Source organism: Bacillus sp. 9.4, assembly GCF_055486415.1.
The window spans coordinates 306,764-323,738 of record NZ_JBVFMU010000004.1; the positions used below are offsets into that span (position 1 = coordinate 306,764).

Annotated in this window: 19 protein-coding genes; 9 read left to right on the forward strand and 10 right to left on the reverse strand. The window is 44.0% G+C overall.

Annotated features, from left to right (window positions below; genetic code table 11):
* The first annotated feature begins 78 nt into the window (after positions 1-78).
* Positions 79-2,136 carry a glycosyltransferase family 39 protein gene (locus ACZ07B_RS17365; RefSeq protein ID WP_464877480.1) on the forward strand — a complete coding sequence of 686 codons (2,058 nt, stop codon included), beginning with the start codon at positions 79-81 and terminating at the stop codon, positions 2,134-2,136.
* A 36-nt stretch (positions 2,137-2,172) separates the two neighbouring features.
* Here ACZ07B_RS17365 and rplI read toward each other — a convergent pair whose 3' ends face one another.
* The 4 genes from rplI to ACZ07B_RS17385 form a co-directional block, all read right to left on the reverse strand.
* Positions 2,173-2,622 carry a 50S ribosomal protein L9 gene (gene rplI, locus ACZ07B_RS17370; RefSeq protein ID WP_003226915.1) on the reverse strand — a complete coding sequence of 150 codons (450 nt, stop codon included), beginning with the start codon at positions 2,620-2,622 and terminating at the stop codon, positions 2,173-2,175.
* On the reverse strand, positions 2,619-4,598 hold the full coding sequence (gdpP, locus tag ACZ07B_RS17375) for a cyclic-di-AMP phosphodiesterase GdpP (RefSeq protein WP_003242517.1): 1,980 nt from the start codon (positions 4,596-4,598) through the stop codon (positions 2,619-2,621). Before gdpP ends, rplI begins: the two co-directional genes overlap by 4 nt.
* A 36-nt stretch (positions 4,599-4,634) precedes the next feature.
* A complete protein-coding gene (locus tag ACZ07B_RS17380) occupies positions 4,635-5,564 on the reverse strand; it encodes a YybS family protein (protein ID WP_003226911.1) in 930 nt (309 codons plus the stop codon).
* 224 nt (positions 5,565-5,788) lie between these two features.
* Positions 5,789-5,938, reverse strand: coding sequence for a hypothetical protein (locus ACZ07B_RS17385; RefSeq protein WP_003226909.1), 150 nt, complete (start codon positions 5,936-5,938; stop codon positions 5,789-5,791).
* Between the two features lie 145 nt (positions 5,939-6,083).
* On the opposite strand from ACZ07B_RS17385, the gene cotF reads away from it, so the two are divergent.
* Complete coding sequence (gene cotF / locus ACZ07B_RS17390; protein ID WP_003243364.1) at positions 6,084-6,566, forward strand: spore coat protein CotF; 483 nt, start codon at positions 6,084-6,086, stop codon at positions 6,564-6,566.
* A gap of 31 nt (positions 6,567-6,597) precedes the next feature.
* On the opposite strand, the gene hypR is transcribed toward cotF, so the two are convergent.
* On the reverse strand, positions 6,598-6,975 hold the full coding sequence (gene hypR, locus ACZ07B_RS17395; protein ID WP_014478546.1) for a transcriptional regulator HypR: 378 nt from the start codon (positions 6,973-6,975) through the stop codon (positions 6,598-6,600).
* A 205-nt stretch (positions 6,976-7,180) separates the two neighbouring features.
* Here hypR and ACZ07B_RS17400 point away from each other — a divergent pair, with 205 nt between their 5' ends.
* The gene (locus tag ACZ07B_RS17400; protein WP_003226902.1) at positions 7,181-8,110 is read left to right on the forward strand and encodes a manganese-dependent inorganic pyrophosphatase; all 930 of its coding nucleotides are present in this window, start codon (positions 7,181-7,183) and stop codon (positions 8,108-8,110) included.
* A gap of 32 nt (positions 8,111-8,142) precedes the next feature.
* Here ACZ07B_RS17400 and ACZ07B_RS17405 read toward each other — a convergent pair whose 3' ends face one another.
* Positions 8,143-8,589 carry a DUF6376 family protein gene (locus tag ACZ07B_RS17405; protein ID WP_095844108.1) on the reverse strand — a complete coding sequence of 149 codons (447 nt, stop codon included), beginning with the start codon at positions 8,587-8,589 and terminating at the stop codon, positions 8,143-8,145.
* A 114-nt stretch (positions 8,590-8,703) separates the two neighbouring features.
* Positions 8,704-8,922, reverse strand: coding sequence for a hypothetical protein (locus ACZ07B_RS17410; protein ID WP_464877481.1), 219 nt, complete (start codon positions 8,920-8,922; stop codon positions 8,704-8,706).
* Positions 8,923-9,022: 100 nt separating this feature from the next.
* Between ACZ07B_RS17410 and ACZ07B_RS17415 the strand changes: the two genes are divergently transcribed.
* Together ACZ07B_RS17415 and ACZ07B_RS17420 are read left to right on the forward strand one after the other, a co-directional pair.
* Positions 9,023-10,333, forward strand: a complete 1,311-nt coding sequence (locus ACZ07B_RS17415; RefSeq protein WP_014478548.1) for an MFS transporter — start codon at positions 9,023-9,025, stop codon at positions 10,331-10,333.
* Between the two features lie 160 nt (positions 10,334-10,493).
* The gene (locus ACZ07B_RS17420) at positions 10,494-11,231 is read left to right on the forward strand and encodes a MerR family transcriptional regulator (RefSeq protein WP_042976959.1); all 738 of its coding nucleotides are present in this window, start codon (positions 10,494-10,496) and stop codon (positions 11,229-11,231) included.
* A gap of 37 nt (positions 11,232-11,268) precedes the next feature.
* Here ACZ07B_RS17420 and ACZ07B_RS17425 read toward each other — a convergent pair whose 3' ends face one another.
* Positions 11,269-12,057: a hypothetical protein gene (locus tag ACZ07B_RS17425; protein ID WP_134154926.1), complete on the reverse strand. Its 789-nt coding sequence runs from the start codon at positions 12,055-12,057 to the stop codon at positions 11,269-11,271.
* Between the two features lie 67 nt (positions 12,058-12,124).
* Positions 12,125-12,514, reverse strand: coding sequence for a YybH family protein (locus ACZ07B_RS17430; RefSeq protein WP_003243451.1), 390 nt, complete (start codon positions 12,512-12,514; stop codon positions 12,125-12,127).
* A gap of 145 nt (positions 12,515-12,659) precedes the next feature.
* On the opposite strand from ACZ07B_RS17430, the gene ACZ07B_RS17435 reads away from it, so the two are divergent.
* Complete coding sequence (locus ACZ07B_RS17435) at positions 12,660-13,499, forward strand: pentapeptide repeat-containing protein (RefSeq protein WP_445214662.1); 840 nt, start codon at positions 12,660-12,662, stop codon at positions 13,497-13,499.
* Positions 13,500-13,531: 32 nt separating this feature from the next.
* On the opposite strand, the gene ACZ07B_RS17440 is transcribed toward ACZ07B_RS17435, so the two are convergent.
* Positions 13,532-14,746: an MFS transporter gene (locus ACZ07B_RS17440; RefSeq protein WP_124059552.1), complete on the reverse strand. Its 1,215-nt coding sequence runs from the start codon at positions 14,744-14,746 to the stop codon at positions 13,532-13,534.
* A 187-nt stretch (positions 14,747-14,933) separates the two neighbouring features.
* On the opposite strand from ACZ07B_RS17440, the gene ACZ07B_RS17445 reads away from it, so the two are divergent.
* From ACZ07B_RS17445 to ACZ07B_RS17455, 3 genes are all read left to right on the forward strand, one after another.
* Positions 14,934-15,812: a LysR family transcriptional regulator gene (locus ACZ07B_RS17445; protein WP_464877482.1), complete on the forward strand. Its 879-nt coding sequence runs from the start codon at positions 14,934-14,936 to the stop codon at positions 15,810-15,812.
* A 13-nt stretch (positions 15,813-15,825) separates the two neighbouring features.
* Entirely contained in the window at positions 15,826-16,269 is a 444-nt protein-coding gene (locus ACZ07B_RS17450; protein WP_445214661.1) for a GNAT family N-acetyltransferase, read from the forward strand.
* A gap of 82 nt (positions 16,270-16,351) precedes the next feature.
* Complete coding sequence (locus ACZ07B_RS17455) at positions 16,352-16,831, forward strand: DUF2798 domain-containing protein (protein WP_038429958.1); 480 nt, start codon at positions 16,352-16,354, stop codon at positions 16,829-16,831.
* Positions 16,832-16,975: the final 144 nt, after the last annotated feature.

The window sequence follows — 16,975 nt, forward strand, 5'->3', positions numbered from 1 at the left end:
CTTTGAATATTTATGGTTTATTCATAAGTTTTTCATATTTGTTTTTTACAATGAGACACCATAAAGAGGTGAAAAACGATGAAAACCAAACGATTCGACGCAGCCCTTATTCTTATTTTGCTGGCAGCAGCTTTTTTGAATACGTATCACATTTGGCAGGATGATACAGCAAACCAGTACTATTTGGCGGCTGTAAAAAGCATGACGCAAAGCTTCCATAATTTCTTTTATGCGTCATTTGACCCTTCTGGATTTGTGACAGTAGATAAGCCTCCTGTCGTGTTATGGATTCAAACGATTTTTGCACTGATTTTCGGTGTTCACACGTGGAGTGTCATCATTCCCCAGGCTCTTGCCGGAGTTGGTTCTGTATTCCTCCTCTACAGAATGATTAAGCCGACTTTTGGAATTGGAGCGGCCCGCATTTCCGCACTTGTCATGGCACTGACTCCTATCGCAGTAGCTGTCAGCCGGACAAACAATATCGACAGCATGCTCGTTTTTACCATATTGCTCGGTTCAGCTTACCTGTTTCGGGCAGTAAAACAAGGCAAGCTGGTTTGGCTGCTGACGGCATTTGCCCTGATTGGGCTCGCCTTTAATATGAAGATGATGCAAGCGTTTATGGTATTGCCTGCATTTGTGTTATTCTACCTGGTTGCATCTCGGGTTTCTCTGAAGAAAAAAATCGGGTCCCTGCTTCTGTCTCTTGTCCTTCTGACAGGCCTTTCACTCTCATGGGCAATTGCAGTGGATTCAGCCTCTTCCTCAAGCCGGCCTTATGTAGGAAGCAGCCAGACCAACTCAGTGCTAGAACTGGCCTTTGGCTACAACGGCACAGAGCGTCTGCTTGGGCAAACTACGGGCCTTGCAAAGGGTGATATGAATGCTGCTGGCGGAGGGAACATGCAAAATCAAGACAACATGCAAGCGCCAAATGGCAACGGTTCATCTTTTTCTCAGAACGGAAATCAATCATTCGGAAACCATTCACATGCGCCTCAGCCGCCTAACGGACAAACCGGCGCTCTCAATGGAGGCGGAGGTACACCTCCCACAGGTGGCAACGGACCTGGAAATGGAGGGCCTGGCGGTGGAGGCGGAAAAAGCGTGAATATGTTCGGCACCGGTGATCCTGGACCGCTTCGTCTCTTCCAATCAGCACTTTCCGGCCAAATCAGCTGGATGCTTCCATTCTCATTGATCGGATTACTGGGCGCAATCGTCAGCTGGTACCGTGATCGCCGCGGACATGCTGCTAAAATGAAAGAAACGCTATTCTGGGCGACTTGGCTTGTTCCCGTGGCTGGTTTCTTCAGCATCGCAGGATTCTTCCACCAGTATTATTTGATTATGCTGGCACCGCCGATTGCCGCCCTTTCTGGTATCGGATGGTATACGATGCACCGCTTATACAAAAATAATAAAGACTGGTCCAGCTATCTTCTGCCGGCAGCCGTTCTGATCACAGCCGCGTTCCAGGTGTATATTCTGAGTGCTTATACAAGCCAAATCGGCAGTGTGTGGATGTATGTCCTGGGACTCGTAGGACTCGGTATCACCCTTGCACTTCTGATGCTTAAACGCAGCCGTACGTTCAGTAAGCAGCTGACCATCATCAGCTTGTGCGTTCTGCTTCTCACACCTGTTTACTGGTCAGCAACGCCGCTTCTATACGGAGGCAACAGCGTCCTTCCTGAATCCGGCCCGCAGCTCAAAGGCTCAGCAAACGGCGGGAACATGTTCTCTTCAGAGGTCGACAGCGGGCTCCTGTCCTATCTGAGAAAACACAATACCGGCGAAGAATATTTATTTGCTACTTTGACAACCGTAACAGCTGCGCCATACATCATTTACGAAAATGAATCTGTTATGGCAATGGGCGGATTTAACGGCACGGATCCCATTCTGACTGTGTCGGAACTGAAAAAACTGATCAAAGAAGGCAAAGTGAAATACTTCCTTCTGTCAGAAAACAACTCAGGCAACAGCGAACTTGTTTCCTGGATTAAGAAAAACGGAAAAGAAATAACATCTGACGAGTACAGCGGTTCCTCTAGCAGCACAAACAGCGTGCAGGGAATGCGAGGAGGACCTGGCGGAGAAAGCCAGCAAACTCTTTATCTCGTGGAATAAAAAAAGAGGCTTGGATGAATCCAAGCCTCTTTTCTATTAAGCTTCTTCTTTTACATGTACCTTTAACACAGCCTGCACTTCAGGATGCAGCTTCACAGGCACGTTCGTATATCCTAATGCACGAATGCCGTCCGGCAGTTCAAGCTTCCGCTTATCTACTTTAATGTTATGGTCTTTTTGGAGCTGTTCAGTAATTTGCTTGCTTGTCACTGAACCAAATAAACGGCCGCCCTCACCTGATTTTGCGCTAAGCTCAACAGTCAGTTTTTCTAATGTCTCTTTCAAGCTCTTAGCCTGCTCAAGCTCAGCAATGGCTTCTTTTTTCTCTTTCTGCTTTTGTCCGTTTAGCGCGCTGATGTTTGAAGCGTTCGCTTCAACCGCGAGGCCTTTTTTAATTAGAAAGTTATGCGCATAACCGTCTGCTACGTTTTTGACTTCGCCTTTTTTTCCTTTTCCTTTTACATCTTGTAAGAAAATAACCTTCATCTCTGTACGCCTCCCTCAAAATACTCATCTATGGCGTGCTTCAGCCGTTCCAGCGCTTCAGAAACTGAAATGCCGGACAACTGAGTCGCCGCATTTGTTAAATGCCCTCCGCCTTCCAGGGCCTCCATGATGATCTGAACATTTACCTCGCCAAGCGACCGCGCACTGATACAAACCGTTTGTTCATCCCGTCTCGCCACCGCAAATGAAGCCTCAACCTCACTCATCGACAGCAGTGAATCAGCAGCCTGCGCAATCAGCACTTGATCGAAGTATTCCTCTTCATTTTCAGGAAGAGAAGCAATCGCAATGTTATCTTTATAGAGGACCGTATGCTGGATCAGCTTCGCCCGTTTAATATAGGAATCAACGGTTTCTTTCAGGAACTTCTGCACCAGCACCGTGTCGGCGCCTTTTGCCCTTAAATAAGAAGCCGCATCAAAAGTCCGCGAGCCCGTGCGGAGAGAAAAGCTCTTTGTATCCACTATTATACCAGCTAATAGGGCTGTTGCTTCAATCATATTGATTTTTAAGCGCTTCGGCTGATATTCAAGCAGCTCTGTCACCAATTCCGCTGTGGAAGAAGCGTATGGTTCCATATAAACGAGCAGCGGATCTCTGATAAACTCCTCACCTCTGCGGTGATGGTCGATGACCACGATATGTTCAATTTTATTGACCAGCCGTTCCTCCATAACGAGTGACGGCTTATGTGTATCAACGATCACAAGCAGTGTGTCATCATTGGAAATTTCCATTGCTTCTTCAGGCGTAATAAATCTTGACCACAGTTCTTCATATTTTTTGATTTCCCCAATCAAACGCTGCACACTTGATCCGATTTGATTTGGGTCAATCACGATAAAACCATCTTTGTTATTTGCCTGAGCCACCTTTAAAATCCCAATCGCTGCGCCGATAGAATCCATGTCGGGGAATTTATGCCCCATGATAATCACATTGCTGCTTTCGGTGACGATTTCCTTTAAGGCGTGAGAAATCACGCGGGCCCGCACCCTTGTTCGTTTCTCCATTGGGTTTGTTTTACCGCCGTAAAACTTCACCTTGCCGTTTGGCAGCTTAATGGCTACCTGGTCTCCGCCGCGTCCCAGTGCTAAGTCCAAGCTGGATTGCGCCAAATCGCCAAGTTCTTTCAGGGAAGAGACTGAAGCCCCGACACCGACGCTTAACGTCAGCGCTACACCGTCAAATGAGGTTTTTTCCCGCACTTCATCAAGAATCGAAAACTTCGAATTTTCGAGTTCAGTTAAGATGTGTTCATTAAGTACAGCAATAAAGCGTTCTGAAGACGTCCTTTTCAAGAAGATCCCGTACTCCTGCGCCCAAGCGTTTAGCAAAGATGTCACCTGGCTGTTCATCGTGCTTCTCGTCTGGTCATCCAATCCTTGTGTCACATCATCATAGTTATCAAGGAAAATATATGCCAGGACAGTTCTTTCGTTTTCATATAGCTTTTCAATCTGGATTTGTTCTGTTACATCAAAGAAATATAAGAGACGCTCATCCCGTTTGATGACAACCCTAAACTTGCGGTCATTCAATGTAACCGTTTCCGATTCCACCTCTTGTTTGATAAGCGGCACTACCGATTCACAAGTATCGTAAAGTGATCTCCCCACTAAAGTGCTTTCATTAAAGCAAGAGGAAAGAAACGGATTTGCCCATTCTATATAATATTGGTCATTAAAAAGCATGATTCCAATCGGCATTTCCATCAATGCCTCTTCACCGACTTTTTTCAACCTGTAGGACAACGTAGAAATATAAGCATCAATCTCTTGTCGAATAAGAGAATCAGCACGCTTAATAAAAAACAAAATAACTGCCAGCAGCAGCACTTCGACGGTTCCTAATATCCAGTTAAAATAAAAGCTGATGAGGATTGTAATAATTGACAGAGCAATCAATGCATAGATGGGATACCGAAACAGCGGTTTTTCATAAAAGCTTGGCATTTCTATCACTCCCCACCATGTGAGTAAAACTCATGTTCACTTCACCTTATTCCTTATATGAAAGCCCATATCTAAAACGCCTAAAATGCGAATGGCCGCCATGAAGACCGGATGCACAAACCCAAGTATGACAGCAATCACAGCCGCAGCCTTTGGATATTGTTTCTTATGGCAATAGAAAAAGATAAATGATAAACCTTGGATGAAAATCAGAAACCCGAGTATAAACTCCCCATTTAAAGCGATAGAGTACAGCATTTGGCCTTTTTCTAAAGGCAAAAATGAAAGCATGACAATAATCAAATACAGTACTACAACACTTTGCGGAAACTTCAACTCTCTAAAAGGCTTTAGATTAGGAATATCGGGGGAGAATCGCCTTAAGAGCGGCTTAGCGATAAGGTAACTGAGGAAAGAAAAAATAACTCCTACCATCACAATAGCTGTTGGAAAAAGATATTGAACGATACCCAATTGTTCTTCCATCAGTTTTAATTGCTTCTCAAACTGTCCAGCATTGCCCGACTGCTTCGCTACAGTTTCTACCATATCAAGAGATTGCCGGTATTGTGTCATCGCCTCATCAATGATATTGATACCCAAAAACTGAATGCTTATCACAAAATAGAAGACAATACTAAGCATATAAATAAGAGCGCCCGAAATAATGGCGTGCCCGGGCTCTTTCCTTTTGAAAAAATGTCCCATGGCAATGCCGGCGCAAGCTGACATAAAAGCTACAATAAGCCCGTTAAAGGACCCGACAATAAAAACAACCGGAAGACTGACAGCGCCCATCCATATCCCTAGCTTCAATCCATGTCTGATCGTATACAAGATCATTGGCAGCGGCAGTGCAAATAACAGAATTGTTCCAATCACAGGAACATAAACGACCAGAAGCGTGATGATCGCAAACAGACTGATTAAAATAGCACCTTCCATTAAAGCTCTCGTTTGTTTCACTTAGTCACCTCGTATCATCCTGAACATACGAATAGAAAAGAGCAGCATAAACGACTGCTCTTTTTCATCGCTGCAACATACGTTGCACCGAATGTTTTTATATCATCTCTAAATTTTACTTTTATATTTTAACATAAGTCCAAATCGCAAGTAAAATGACGCTAATGTTTCATGTGAAACATGAAAAATGAAAAGACATTCTTTGAAAAGAATGCCCATCACAATTAATGTTTATCATCCATAAAGCCAGAAGATTCCTTGTTTTTCTTTTTCGTTTTTCTGACATACATAAAAATTAAGATCACCAGTAAAAGGGTTGTTGCTTGCAGAACGCCGCTGCTAAACAAGAAAAAGTTCTTTATCATGTCCCACATTGTGTTTCACCTCTTTGTGCATGTTCTCAACCCGTATCCTATATAAGGTGAATTTCCCTTTTTAAAAACTTCAAAACATCATGAACAACATTGAGCGTTGGGCATATGCTGATATGGAATCTGATCGATAAAGGAGAATTTTCACATGGATGAACGCAGAACTTTGGCTTGGCATGAAACATTAGAAATGCACGAGCTGGTTGCTTTTCAATCAAACGGACTCATTAAACTGAAGAAAATGATAAGAGAAGTAAAAGACCCTCAGCTCAGACAGCTTTATAACGTGTCTATTCAGGGCGTTGAGCAAAATTTAAGAGAGCTTCTTCCGTTCTTTCCACAGGCTCCGCACAGAGAGGATGAGGAAGAAGAACGCGCGGATAACCCATTTTACAGCGGTGACCTGCTCGGTTTTGCCAAAACATCTGTCCGCAGCTATGCCATCGCAATTACAGAAACAGCAACACCTCAATTAAGAAACGTACTGGTCAAACAGCTGAATGCTGCCATCCAGCTGCACGCCCAAGTTTATCGATACATGTATCAGCATGGATATTATCCGTCTTACAACCTTTCTGAACTGTTGAAAAACGATGTCAGAAACGCCAACAGAGCCATTTCAATGAAATAAAACAAGCAGCAAAGGAGTTTTCCCTTTGCTGCTATTTCTGCTGATCCTTCAGTAAGCCGTTCGAACGATAAGATTCCAGCACGTCTCTGTTGGATTCTCCCCATTCTTTCATTTGCAAAACAATCGGTTCAAGCGTTCGCCCGAATTCCGTCAGAGAGTACTCAACCTTGGGCGGCACCTGTTGATAAACCTCACGATGCACGATGCCGTCCGCTTCCAGCTCCCTCAGCTGAAGAGTAAGCATTCTTTGAGTAATACTCGGGCAGATTCGCCGAAACTCATTAAATCGTTTCTTGCCATCTATCATGTGATAAAAAAGAATTCCTTTCCACTTTCCGCCAATGACATCTAGAGTAAATTCAACTGGACAGCCTTCTTTGTTCGGGTATATATTCTTTTTTCCACTCATTCTTGACCCTCCAATAGTACCTTTTTTGATACTACATTACATTTTGCAACTAAGCTACCCAGTATTTTACACACCTTTTCTCCTTAGCTCAAAGAAAATGCTTCTTATTCACATCAATTTTTAAGGGTTTGCATGATTACACCTGCAGCCAGACGTGTTAAACTATATAAAGATTACACTACTTAAAAAAAGGATAGGAGCTATCATGGAAAAGATACTTATTTTCGGACACCAAAACCCAGACACAGATACGATTTGTTCTGCGATTGCTTATGCTGATTTGAAAAACAAACTCGGCTTCAATGCTGAGCCTGTCCGTCTCGGACAAGTCAACGGCGAAACACAATACGCGCTTGACTATTTCAAACAAGAAAGCCCGCGTCTTGTTGAAACAGCTGCAAACGAAGTAAACGGCGTTATCCTGGTTGACCATAACGAACGCCAGCAAAGCATCAAAGACATTGAAGAGGTTCAGGTTTTAGAGGTTATCGACCATCACCGCATCGCTAACTTTGAAACAGCTGAGCCGCTTTACTATCGTGCTGAGCCTGTAGGCTGTACGGCTACCATCTTAAACAAAATGTACAAAGAGAATAACGTGAAAATCGAGAAAGAAATTGCCGGCCTTATGCTGTCTGCGATCATTTCTGATTCCCTGTTATTTAAATCTCCAACTTGCACAGACCAAGACGTAGCAGCAGCAAAAGAGCTTGCGGAGATCGCTGGCGTAGATGCTGAAGAATACGGCTTGAACATGCTGAAAGCAGGCGCTGATCTAAGCAAAAAAACAGTGGAAGAGCTCATTTCTCTTGATGCGAAAGAATTTACACTCGGCAGCAAGAAAGTCGAAATCGCACAAGTAAACACAGTGGACATTGAAGATGTGAAAAAACGCCAAGCTGAATTAGAAGCTGTGATCTCAAAAGTTGTGGCTGAGAAGAATCTTGATCTGTTCCTTCTCGTTATCACAGATATCTTAGAAAATGATTCACTTGCTCTTGCAATCGGTAACGAAGCAGCGAAAGTGGAAAAAGCGTTCAACGTTACATTAGAAAACAACACAGCCCTCTTAAAAGGCGTTGTTTCCCGTAAAAAACAAGTCGTTCCTGTCTTAACAGACGCAATGGCTGAATAAGCAAAAAGCATCCCGCATCGGGATGCTTTTTCTTATTCACCCAGCTTCTCAATTTGTCCCATCACATCAGTAATTTGCTTTGCGTTTTGGACCAGGTCTGACTGCTCCAATTCTTTAAGCGATACCTTGCCTTCCTCGGCTTGTTTCAACACCTCTTCAGCGCTTTTCTGCAAGGTTTCGTTATGCTCCTGAATGGTTTGATGAATCTCCGCTGCGGCATCAGGCGGCGTTAATTCATTAAAATCAGCGGCAGCCTTCTGAATCGACTCAAGCTGCGCTTCAAGTTTTTCTTTCGCCTCGGTGTCATTTACAGCTTTCTCAGCCAATTCAGGCGCTTCCTCTGCAAATGTCTTCACCTTCTCCACATACCCCGCTGCTTCACTCGTATAGTTCAATCCGTCGTTCACCTGATCAAGCATGCCGCATCCGCCTGCACTCAAAAGTCCCACTCCGGCAAGTACTGTCAAAATGATCTTCATCTTCAGCCCCCTCATCGTTTCTTTTTCATTTTTTCTTTTAAGATCGGAATCAATTTCTCTTTCGCTAACGGCAGCCCTTTCCTCACCAATTCACGCTTCAGCCACTTTTTCAGCTTAGACATTCTGATGCTCCTCTCCCTTTTTGATAAAAATGAAAAAACTCCACCAATTTGGTGAAGTTCCTGAAACAAAAAGACCTTCACCAAAATCAGATTTGGCAAAGGTCTCGCTAACAATGAGATTGCCAGCAAAGCCGAGGACACCTTGTCCCGTAATGACGACTTTACTGTGAAAGCTACTCCCCTTTGGAGTGTTCATTTTTATTACTTTCATTCTAAAGCACCGATCTGTTCCAGTCAAATTCCAGCCGTTTATATAAAAGCGCGCTGTGGTATTTAAAATTTGAATGGTTTTTCCATCAGGAGATCATGCTATGACAGAGGAGGTTTTCATCATGAGTCAAGAGCGCGTGAAACGGCCTGGGCATACCAGATGGTACATATCTTCGTTACTTAGCGGCATTATTATTCTTAATTATTTTGACCGAGTGGCCATCTCGGTAGCGGCCCCTGCGATACAAGATTCGTTTCACCTTACTGCAACTGAACTCGGCATCGTGTTTTCCATTTACACCTATTCCTATACACTGATGCAGCTGCCTGTCGGAAGTTTGCTGGACCGTTTTGGGGTCGCATGGGTCACGAGGGTTGGAATGACGATATGGAGCTTTTTAACGATCCTTCTTGCTTTTTTGCAAGGAAAATTGCTGTTGTATCTGTTCCGGTTTCTCATTGGGCTGACGAGCGCCTCTGCGTTCCCTGCTGCCTCTAAGGCAACCGCTCTCTGGTTTCCTCCAAGTGAGCGGGGATTGGCAAACTCACTGTTCGATTCGGCCGCCAAGTTTTCAAATGTAATCGGCGCGCCATTGGTCGCGTTTCTTGTCACAACATTTGACTGGCGTGTCGCTTTTTTGACGATTGGATGCATCAATGTGCTGTTTACGATCTTTTTCTGGCAGTATTATGAACAGCCTGAACGGCACAAACGCATTTCTAAAAGTGAACTAAACTATATTCAAAAACACAATGCCATTACAACAGAGCAAATCCCTTACAAAACGGGCCCGCTTTTAAAAAAGCTTTTCACCAATCGGAAAGTATGGGGCTTAATGATCGGATTTACAGGGTACGGGTATACATTCAACCTGCTGCTCACCTGGCTTCCGACTTTCTTTAAACATACATACGGTATGGATCTCATGTCGTCCGGTTTATTTACGGCAGTTCCGTGGCTGATCTCAACCATTTCCGGAATTGCCGTCGGCGGCTGGCTCGTCGATTATTTTATTAAGAAAGGCTATCCTAACACCAAGGTGTACCGAACCGTAATCATAGTCGGAATGAGCTTTGGCTTTTTCTTTTTAGGCTCCATTCTGACGAACAATATTACCGTAGCCATTATTTGCATTTCCATCGGACTCGCCGGAATTTCCGCAACCGCTCCGGTCGGCTGGTCCATCTCCGCAGAACTCGCGCCGATCGGTTCCGTATCCATGCTGAGCTCCATGGTGAATCTCGCAAACAACCTGTTCGGAGGCATTATTGCTGCGTCACTGACAGGGTATTTGTTTGATGTGACAGGCTCCTTTACCCTCAGCTTTCTGGTAGCTGGTTTTGTGCTGTTGCTGGGATTGGTTTTTTATGTGTTTGTATTAGGGGATGTAAAACGAATTAAACTGGAATGAAGAGTGCTTGCTGAAAAGCACTCTTTTCTTTGAATCCGCCAGGTGTTATTTTCTTTCTCCCAACATTCACTAGGCTGTTCTCGGACGAAAACACCACCATTTTATCCTTGACTCCAACCAAAGGTAAGGCCTCATAGTGAAAGAAGAAAGGAGGAGTCAGATGGTGAAATTAACAGTAAAAGAACTATCCAATATTGCGAATGTCACAATTAAAACGCTTTATCATTACCACAAAATCGGCTTGCTGGCCCCAAAGGAAATAAGCGAAGCCGGATATCGGTACTATGGCGCTGAAGAACTAAAAAGACTGCAGGAAATCCTTTTTTACAAAGAATTAGATATTCCTTTGTCAGAAATCAAAACATTACTAAAAGAGGATGCTGAAAGAACAAGTACATTAGAAAAACAAAAAAAGCTGTTTGAAAAGAAAATTGAAAAGTATCAGCGTCTCATTCAAACAGTCAACACATCTTTAGAATACACGAGAAAAGGCGAAAACATGGATCATAAGGTAATGTTTAAAGGATTTGAAAGCGCTGAAGAATGGAAACAATCTTTAGCAGAACAAAATGGGTATTTAAAAGAGCGTTACGATTTTGAATTGGATACACATACAATCAATGTCGATGAAATGAACAAAATGGCAATAGAGGCTAAACATTTTCTTGATAGGATGGCTGATTTTTTAAGAAATGGTGTAACGTATCATGACCCTTCCGTGCAAGAGCATGTCATGAATCATCTTAAGTTCCTAAATCAGAACGGGCATCCGACAAGTAAAGAAGATTACGTAAAACAAACACGTTTTTTTATGCAAGATGATTTCCATAGAGGAATGTTAGAAGAGCAGCAAACCGGTTTATCTTATTATTTGGTTGTCGTTGCAGAACACCTGTAGTGTTTTGTCACCCTTTATAGGGTGACAGCCATCAGGATTACGAGACAGCACCGCCAACAATCGAAACATTCTGCCGGTCAACGGCAAAACGCCGTCCGTTCCATTTCAATACGGTTTGAACATATCCCAATGAGTCGGCGTTATACCTTCCCGCTATCCGCTGGTACGCCAATAATTCGTATACGCCGTCTCTGTCAAAATCAACCGGATACAAGCCCGATAAAGGATTCACCCATCCTTCTATCGGCATTTTTAACACACCTTGGCTGTTATAAATCTCATTCAAATATTCCCTGCCCTTGTAAGTAAGGTCGAGGATATACGTTTCGTTTTGCTGATGACTGATGACGCTCGCTTTATATTGATTTTGATACCTCACACTGTACTTTAATTCATCATTCAATACATCTGAATTGAAAATTCGCCGGAACTGCCTGTTTAGATAGGCAAACACATATGCATAAATAGCACCGCCGCTTCCCCCTGTGTCCATTACTACTGCCACATCCTCAATCTTGTCGCCTGTCATATCCCCCAGAAAAAGTGACGGATTGTATCCCATATTGTTTTGAAGCTGAATCCGCTGCTCCTGATGGGTTCTGCCATCACGGATCACCAATGTGATATCTCTCCATAACGGGCTGCCGGGCATTTGATTTCCAGTTAGAAAGACCTCGTCAATAACGCCGTCTCCCGTTACATCGCCGCGGGTAGATGCAATGATTGCACGTGAGGAGACAGGTTGCCGAAATACGTATGGATGTTGAACAAGTTCTCTGCCTTCATAAAACCAATAAGGAGCCATTCTGATGTCATACACATTCAATTGTGTCACCTTCCCTAATCAGCTGAATGAATCATTATATGCAGGAATGGCACATCAAAGACATATCTTACACACCAATTAAATCCGTACCATATGAATTATCAATTACACAAAGCCACTCGCCTTGCGCATTCTTTTTAAATACATAGGTCGCCCTTCTTTCCATCGCATACTCGGAGTCCTTTTTATCCGAATCAAGCAGTGTCTGAGAAAGAACGAGTACCGTGTCACCTGCTTCCAACAGGATCATTTTCCCTTGTGTCGGGACAATATGATGATTGAAATAGTTCGCAATCGTGATAAACGCTTTTTTGATTTCTTCCTTGCCTCGCGCGATCATGCCCGGCTTCACAACTAAAACGGCATCTTCCGAATAATAATTCATCAGTGTATCAAAATCTTCATTTTGGATTGCCAAATCACACGCAGAGATGATGTCTTTCAATTGCTGTTCCAAATGAATTCCCCCAATCATCATGATTGGATATATTATACATCGCTAGACCACTGAAACCTTGAAAACAAAATGAAAAGTATCCTTTTTTCCTATATAATCAAATAGATATATTTAACAAAGTACCCAAGTGAAGGGGTGAACATTATTGTCTGCGGAAGTAACGTTACATGACAATATACATCATGATTTAAGTGCGGATTGCCGGCACTGTTTTGGCCTGTGCTGTGTCGCCTTGCCTTATGCGAAGTCGGCAGATTTTGCTTTTGATAAAGACGGGGGCACGCCTTGCCGCAACTTACAATCAAACTATCAATGTTCTATACATAAAGATCTCAGAGAAAAAGGATTTCGAGGCTGCTCTGCATATGAATGCTTTGGCGCCGGCCAAAAAGTATCCCAAATCACTTATGAGGGAAAGGATTGGCGAAACAGCCCCGAAACGGCCAACCAGATGTTTGATGTTTTTCCTATCATGCAGCAGCTGCACGAAATGCTCTGGTATTTACATGAAGCTCTTTCTATAGATATAGCCAAGCCGATTCATGCTGAACTGAGAACCACTTTCGAAAAAATAGAAAGGCTCACCAGACTCAGCAAAGAACGCTTGCTGACACTGCAGGTGGACGAGCATCGAGCTGAGGTCAATGAATGGCTGTTAAAAACAAGTGAACTGGTGCGAGCCCAAGCCCGCCATCCAAAACTCCCGAAAAAGGTCAGCCGGAGAAGTGTCCTGATCGGCGCGAAACTGAAAGGGCTTGATCTGCGAGGAGCAAATCTAAGAGGGGCGCTGCTCATAGCCGCCGATCTGAGAAATGCCGATTTGAGAATGACAGACTTTATCGGTGCAGATATGAGAGACGCCGATCTCAGCGGCGCCGACCTGACCGGGAGCATCTTTCTGACACAGGCACAGGTGAACGCCGCCAACGGCGATTCGAACACAAAGCTGCCGCTGTCTTTACGAATCCCTGCCCATTGGAAATAAAAAAGGACCCGCTAACGGTCCTTTTTTACTGATCAATTCAATCCTTTTTCGTTCCTTTTATCCGGCACTTTCGCACTTCTTGCCAAGTATCCCGACAGCCATAACGCAACCAGCAGCATGAAGGTGATCATACCGACAACGCCCAGCCAGTGAAAACCAGACCAGAATAGCCCTCCGATTGTTCCGAAAACACTTGAACCGGCGTAATAAAAGAACAAATACAGCGATGAAGCCTGTGCTTTGTTGTGAAGGGCTCTCCTGCCCACCCAGCTGCTGGCAACTGAATGCCCTCCGAAAAAACCGAATGTAAAGAGGGCAATCCCCAGAATTTTCACTGCCAGCATATTGTTTATCGTAAATAACGCACCTGCAATGACGATGAAAATATTCATCACCAATATTTTCGGATAGCCATACCGATCAACCATTCTTCCAATGAAAGACGAGCTGAAAATGCCTACAATCATCACAATAAAGATCCAGCTGGAAAATGCTTTATTAAGCGAATACGGCGGGCCCAACAGCACATACACAATGTAATTAAACAAGGCAACATTGCTTCCAAGCAGCAAAAAACCAATGAGAAACAAGCTGAATAGTTTACGGTCCCTCAAGTGGCCGATCAGAGACATTCCCAATTTCCCGAGCTTCAATTTTCTTGGCGTAAAATGCCTGGATGGCGGCAAATTTATAAAAAATATAACACTAGCAATCAAACTAATGACACCAATTGATCCCATCGCCATATGCCAATTCAAGTACTCGCTCAGGAGCCCGGAAACGATCCTTCCGAAAACGGCGCCGATTGCATTTCCGCTGATATACAGCCCCATCGCCGACCCAAGACTTCCGGGTTCAATTTCTTCCCCGAGATAAGCCATCGCAATCGACGGAAGGCCTGCGAGCGCAACGCCTTGAATGGTTCTCAATACGAGCAGCGTATGAAAGTTCGGACTAAAGGCCGATGCCAGACAGAGAACCGATGCGGCCAGCATGGAAATACCCATAATCGGCTTGCGCCCCCACACCTCGGATAATGAACCAAAGACAAGCATGCTCACAGCTAACAGCATTGTGGTAACAGATAAAGAAAGACTCGCCGCAGTAGGCGTTACATGAAATTCCCGCGTGAATTCCTCCATGAGCGGCTGTACGCAATATAGAATCGCAAATGTATTGAAACCCGCAGCGAAGAAAGCAAACGTAATTTTTCGAAAAACCGGTGTGCCTTTTTGAATGTATGTCATCGGGACTTTATTGGTCCCTCATCATGTTGTGGAGCACTGCCATTCATAAACAATCATCCTTTATTTCTTCCGAATTCAAACATCCTCGAGTCTGTTTATATTACTATCTTAGCACCGTTGATATATGTTGTATAATGCATATAAAATATCATTTTCATGCTTATATGTAATAAAGGAGGGATGATAATTGGAATGGGAACAACTTGAATATTTTCAAACACTGGCCCGAATGCAGCACGTCACGAAAGCTGCAAAAAGCCTCTCCATCACACAGCCTGCGCTTTCACGCTCTATCGCCAGGCTGGAAAATCATTTGGGCGTGCCGCTATTTGACAGGCAAGGACGATCCATTAGCTTAAATCAATACGGACACATTTTTTTGCGGCGGGTTCAGGCGATGATGAAGGAGTACACCGAAGGAAAAGAAGAAATCCAAGCCTTATTAAAGCCAGACCAAGGCGTAGTCTCTCTCGGTTTTTTACATACATTAGGCACCACGCTCGTGCCCGATCTCATCGGCTCCTTTCAGCAGGAATACTCCAACATTTCCTTCCAGCTGAAGCAATACCACTCTTATTGGCTGCTTGAACGATTAAAATCCGGGGATCTGGACCTCTGTCTCCTCGCTTCGATTAAGCCTGAAAATCCGATCCAATGGATCAAGCTGTGGAGTGAAGAACTCTTTGTATTTGTGCCAAATGATCACCCATTAGCCAGTCGCGAAAGCATTACCCTGAATGAGATTGCCGGGGAGCGTTTTATTTTATTGAAAAAGGGCTATGCGCTTCGGATGACGGTCGATGAGCTGTTTGAGAAGGCTGATATACAGCCGAACATTATGTTTGAAGGAGAAGAAGCAGCTACTGCCGCAGGTTTTGTGGCAGCCGGACTGGGCATATCTATTCTCCCAGACCTGAAAGGCTTAGACCAAAGCAAAATCACCAAAATCCGCGTCAGCTGGCCGGAATGTCAGCGTGTCATAGGAATTGCCTGGATAAAAGGCAGGTTTTTATCACCGGTTGCTGAGACCTTTAAACAATATGTGATCAGCCATTTTTCTGAGTAGGGAGGATTCAAACATGAATGTCAAAAAAATCACGTCAGAACAGGATTTACATACAGCTTTTGAAATCAGAAAGGCAGTATTTGTAGAGGAACAAGGCTGTCCCATTTCGGATGAATTCGATGAGTTCGATACACTCCACGGTGACTGCCAGCACATCCTGGCTTATCATCAGAATGTACCTGTGGGCACTGCACGTGTCCGTATCGTTGGCCACACGGGGAAACTGGAACGAATCTGCATTCTGAAGCCTTACCGCAAATTCGGTTTGGGAAAAGTGATCGTCGATGCATTAGAACATATTGTGAAAGAACAAAGCATTTCTACCTTCAAACTGCACGGCCAGACACAGGCGGCAGGCTTTTATGAAAAGCTCGGCTATCAGACTGCATCAGAAGAATTTATGCTGGACGGCATTCCGCATGTGCTGATGACAAAACAAGACGATTCTGTTTTATAGATTGTTCACAAATTTGTCACTTATGAGCATGAACGGTTCATTGGTATACTAATCACCGATTATGGAGAGAAGGAATGATTGTATGCCAGCAAATAAAAAAGAAGGCCTTATATTTGGCGTGATGATGTGCTTTGGAATGGTTTGCGTCATGTCGATTTACAACGCCATCATCAACGGAGCCATTCAGGATTTTTCACTGATGACCGTTTTTGAAATGGTCATCGGTTTTATGGTCGCCCTCCTGTTAGATTTACTGTTAGTGGGCCCCCTCGCCAAGAAGATTGCATTCCGCATGCCGTTCGACAAGACTAAAAAAATTTATGTCATCCTTGCCATGTCAACTTGTATGGTGATTGGCATGGTACTTTGTATGTCTGTGTTCGGTTTAGTGACAGCGGTTCTAGCAAATGGGCTGAACGGGGACAGCCTCTTCAGTGCTTATCTTATGATTGTGTTGAAAAATTTCATCCTGGCCTATCCGTTGCAATTACTGATTATGGGCCCATTAGTCAGAGGGATTTTCATGAAATTTGTAAAACCAAAGCTCACAGCCGCAATTTAAATAGAAAAGGAGTGATCCTGACACTCACTCCTTTTCCTCACGAATCGAATGTATAACAAGCTCCGTAAAAGCCTCCGCGTCAGGCAGCTGCCATTTTTTCTTTTTGGGTGTGAGTAAATCGGATCGAGGGCTTCACCATGCTGA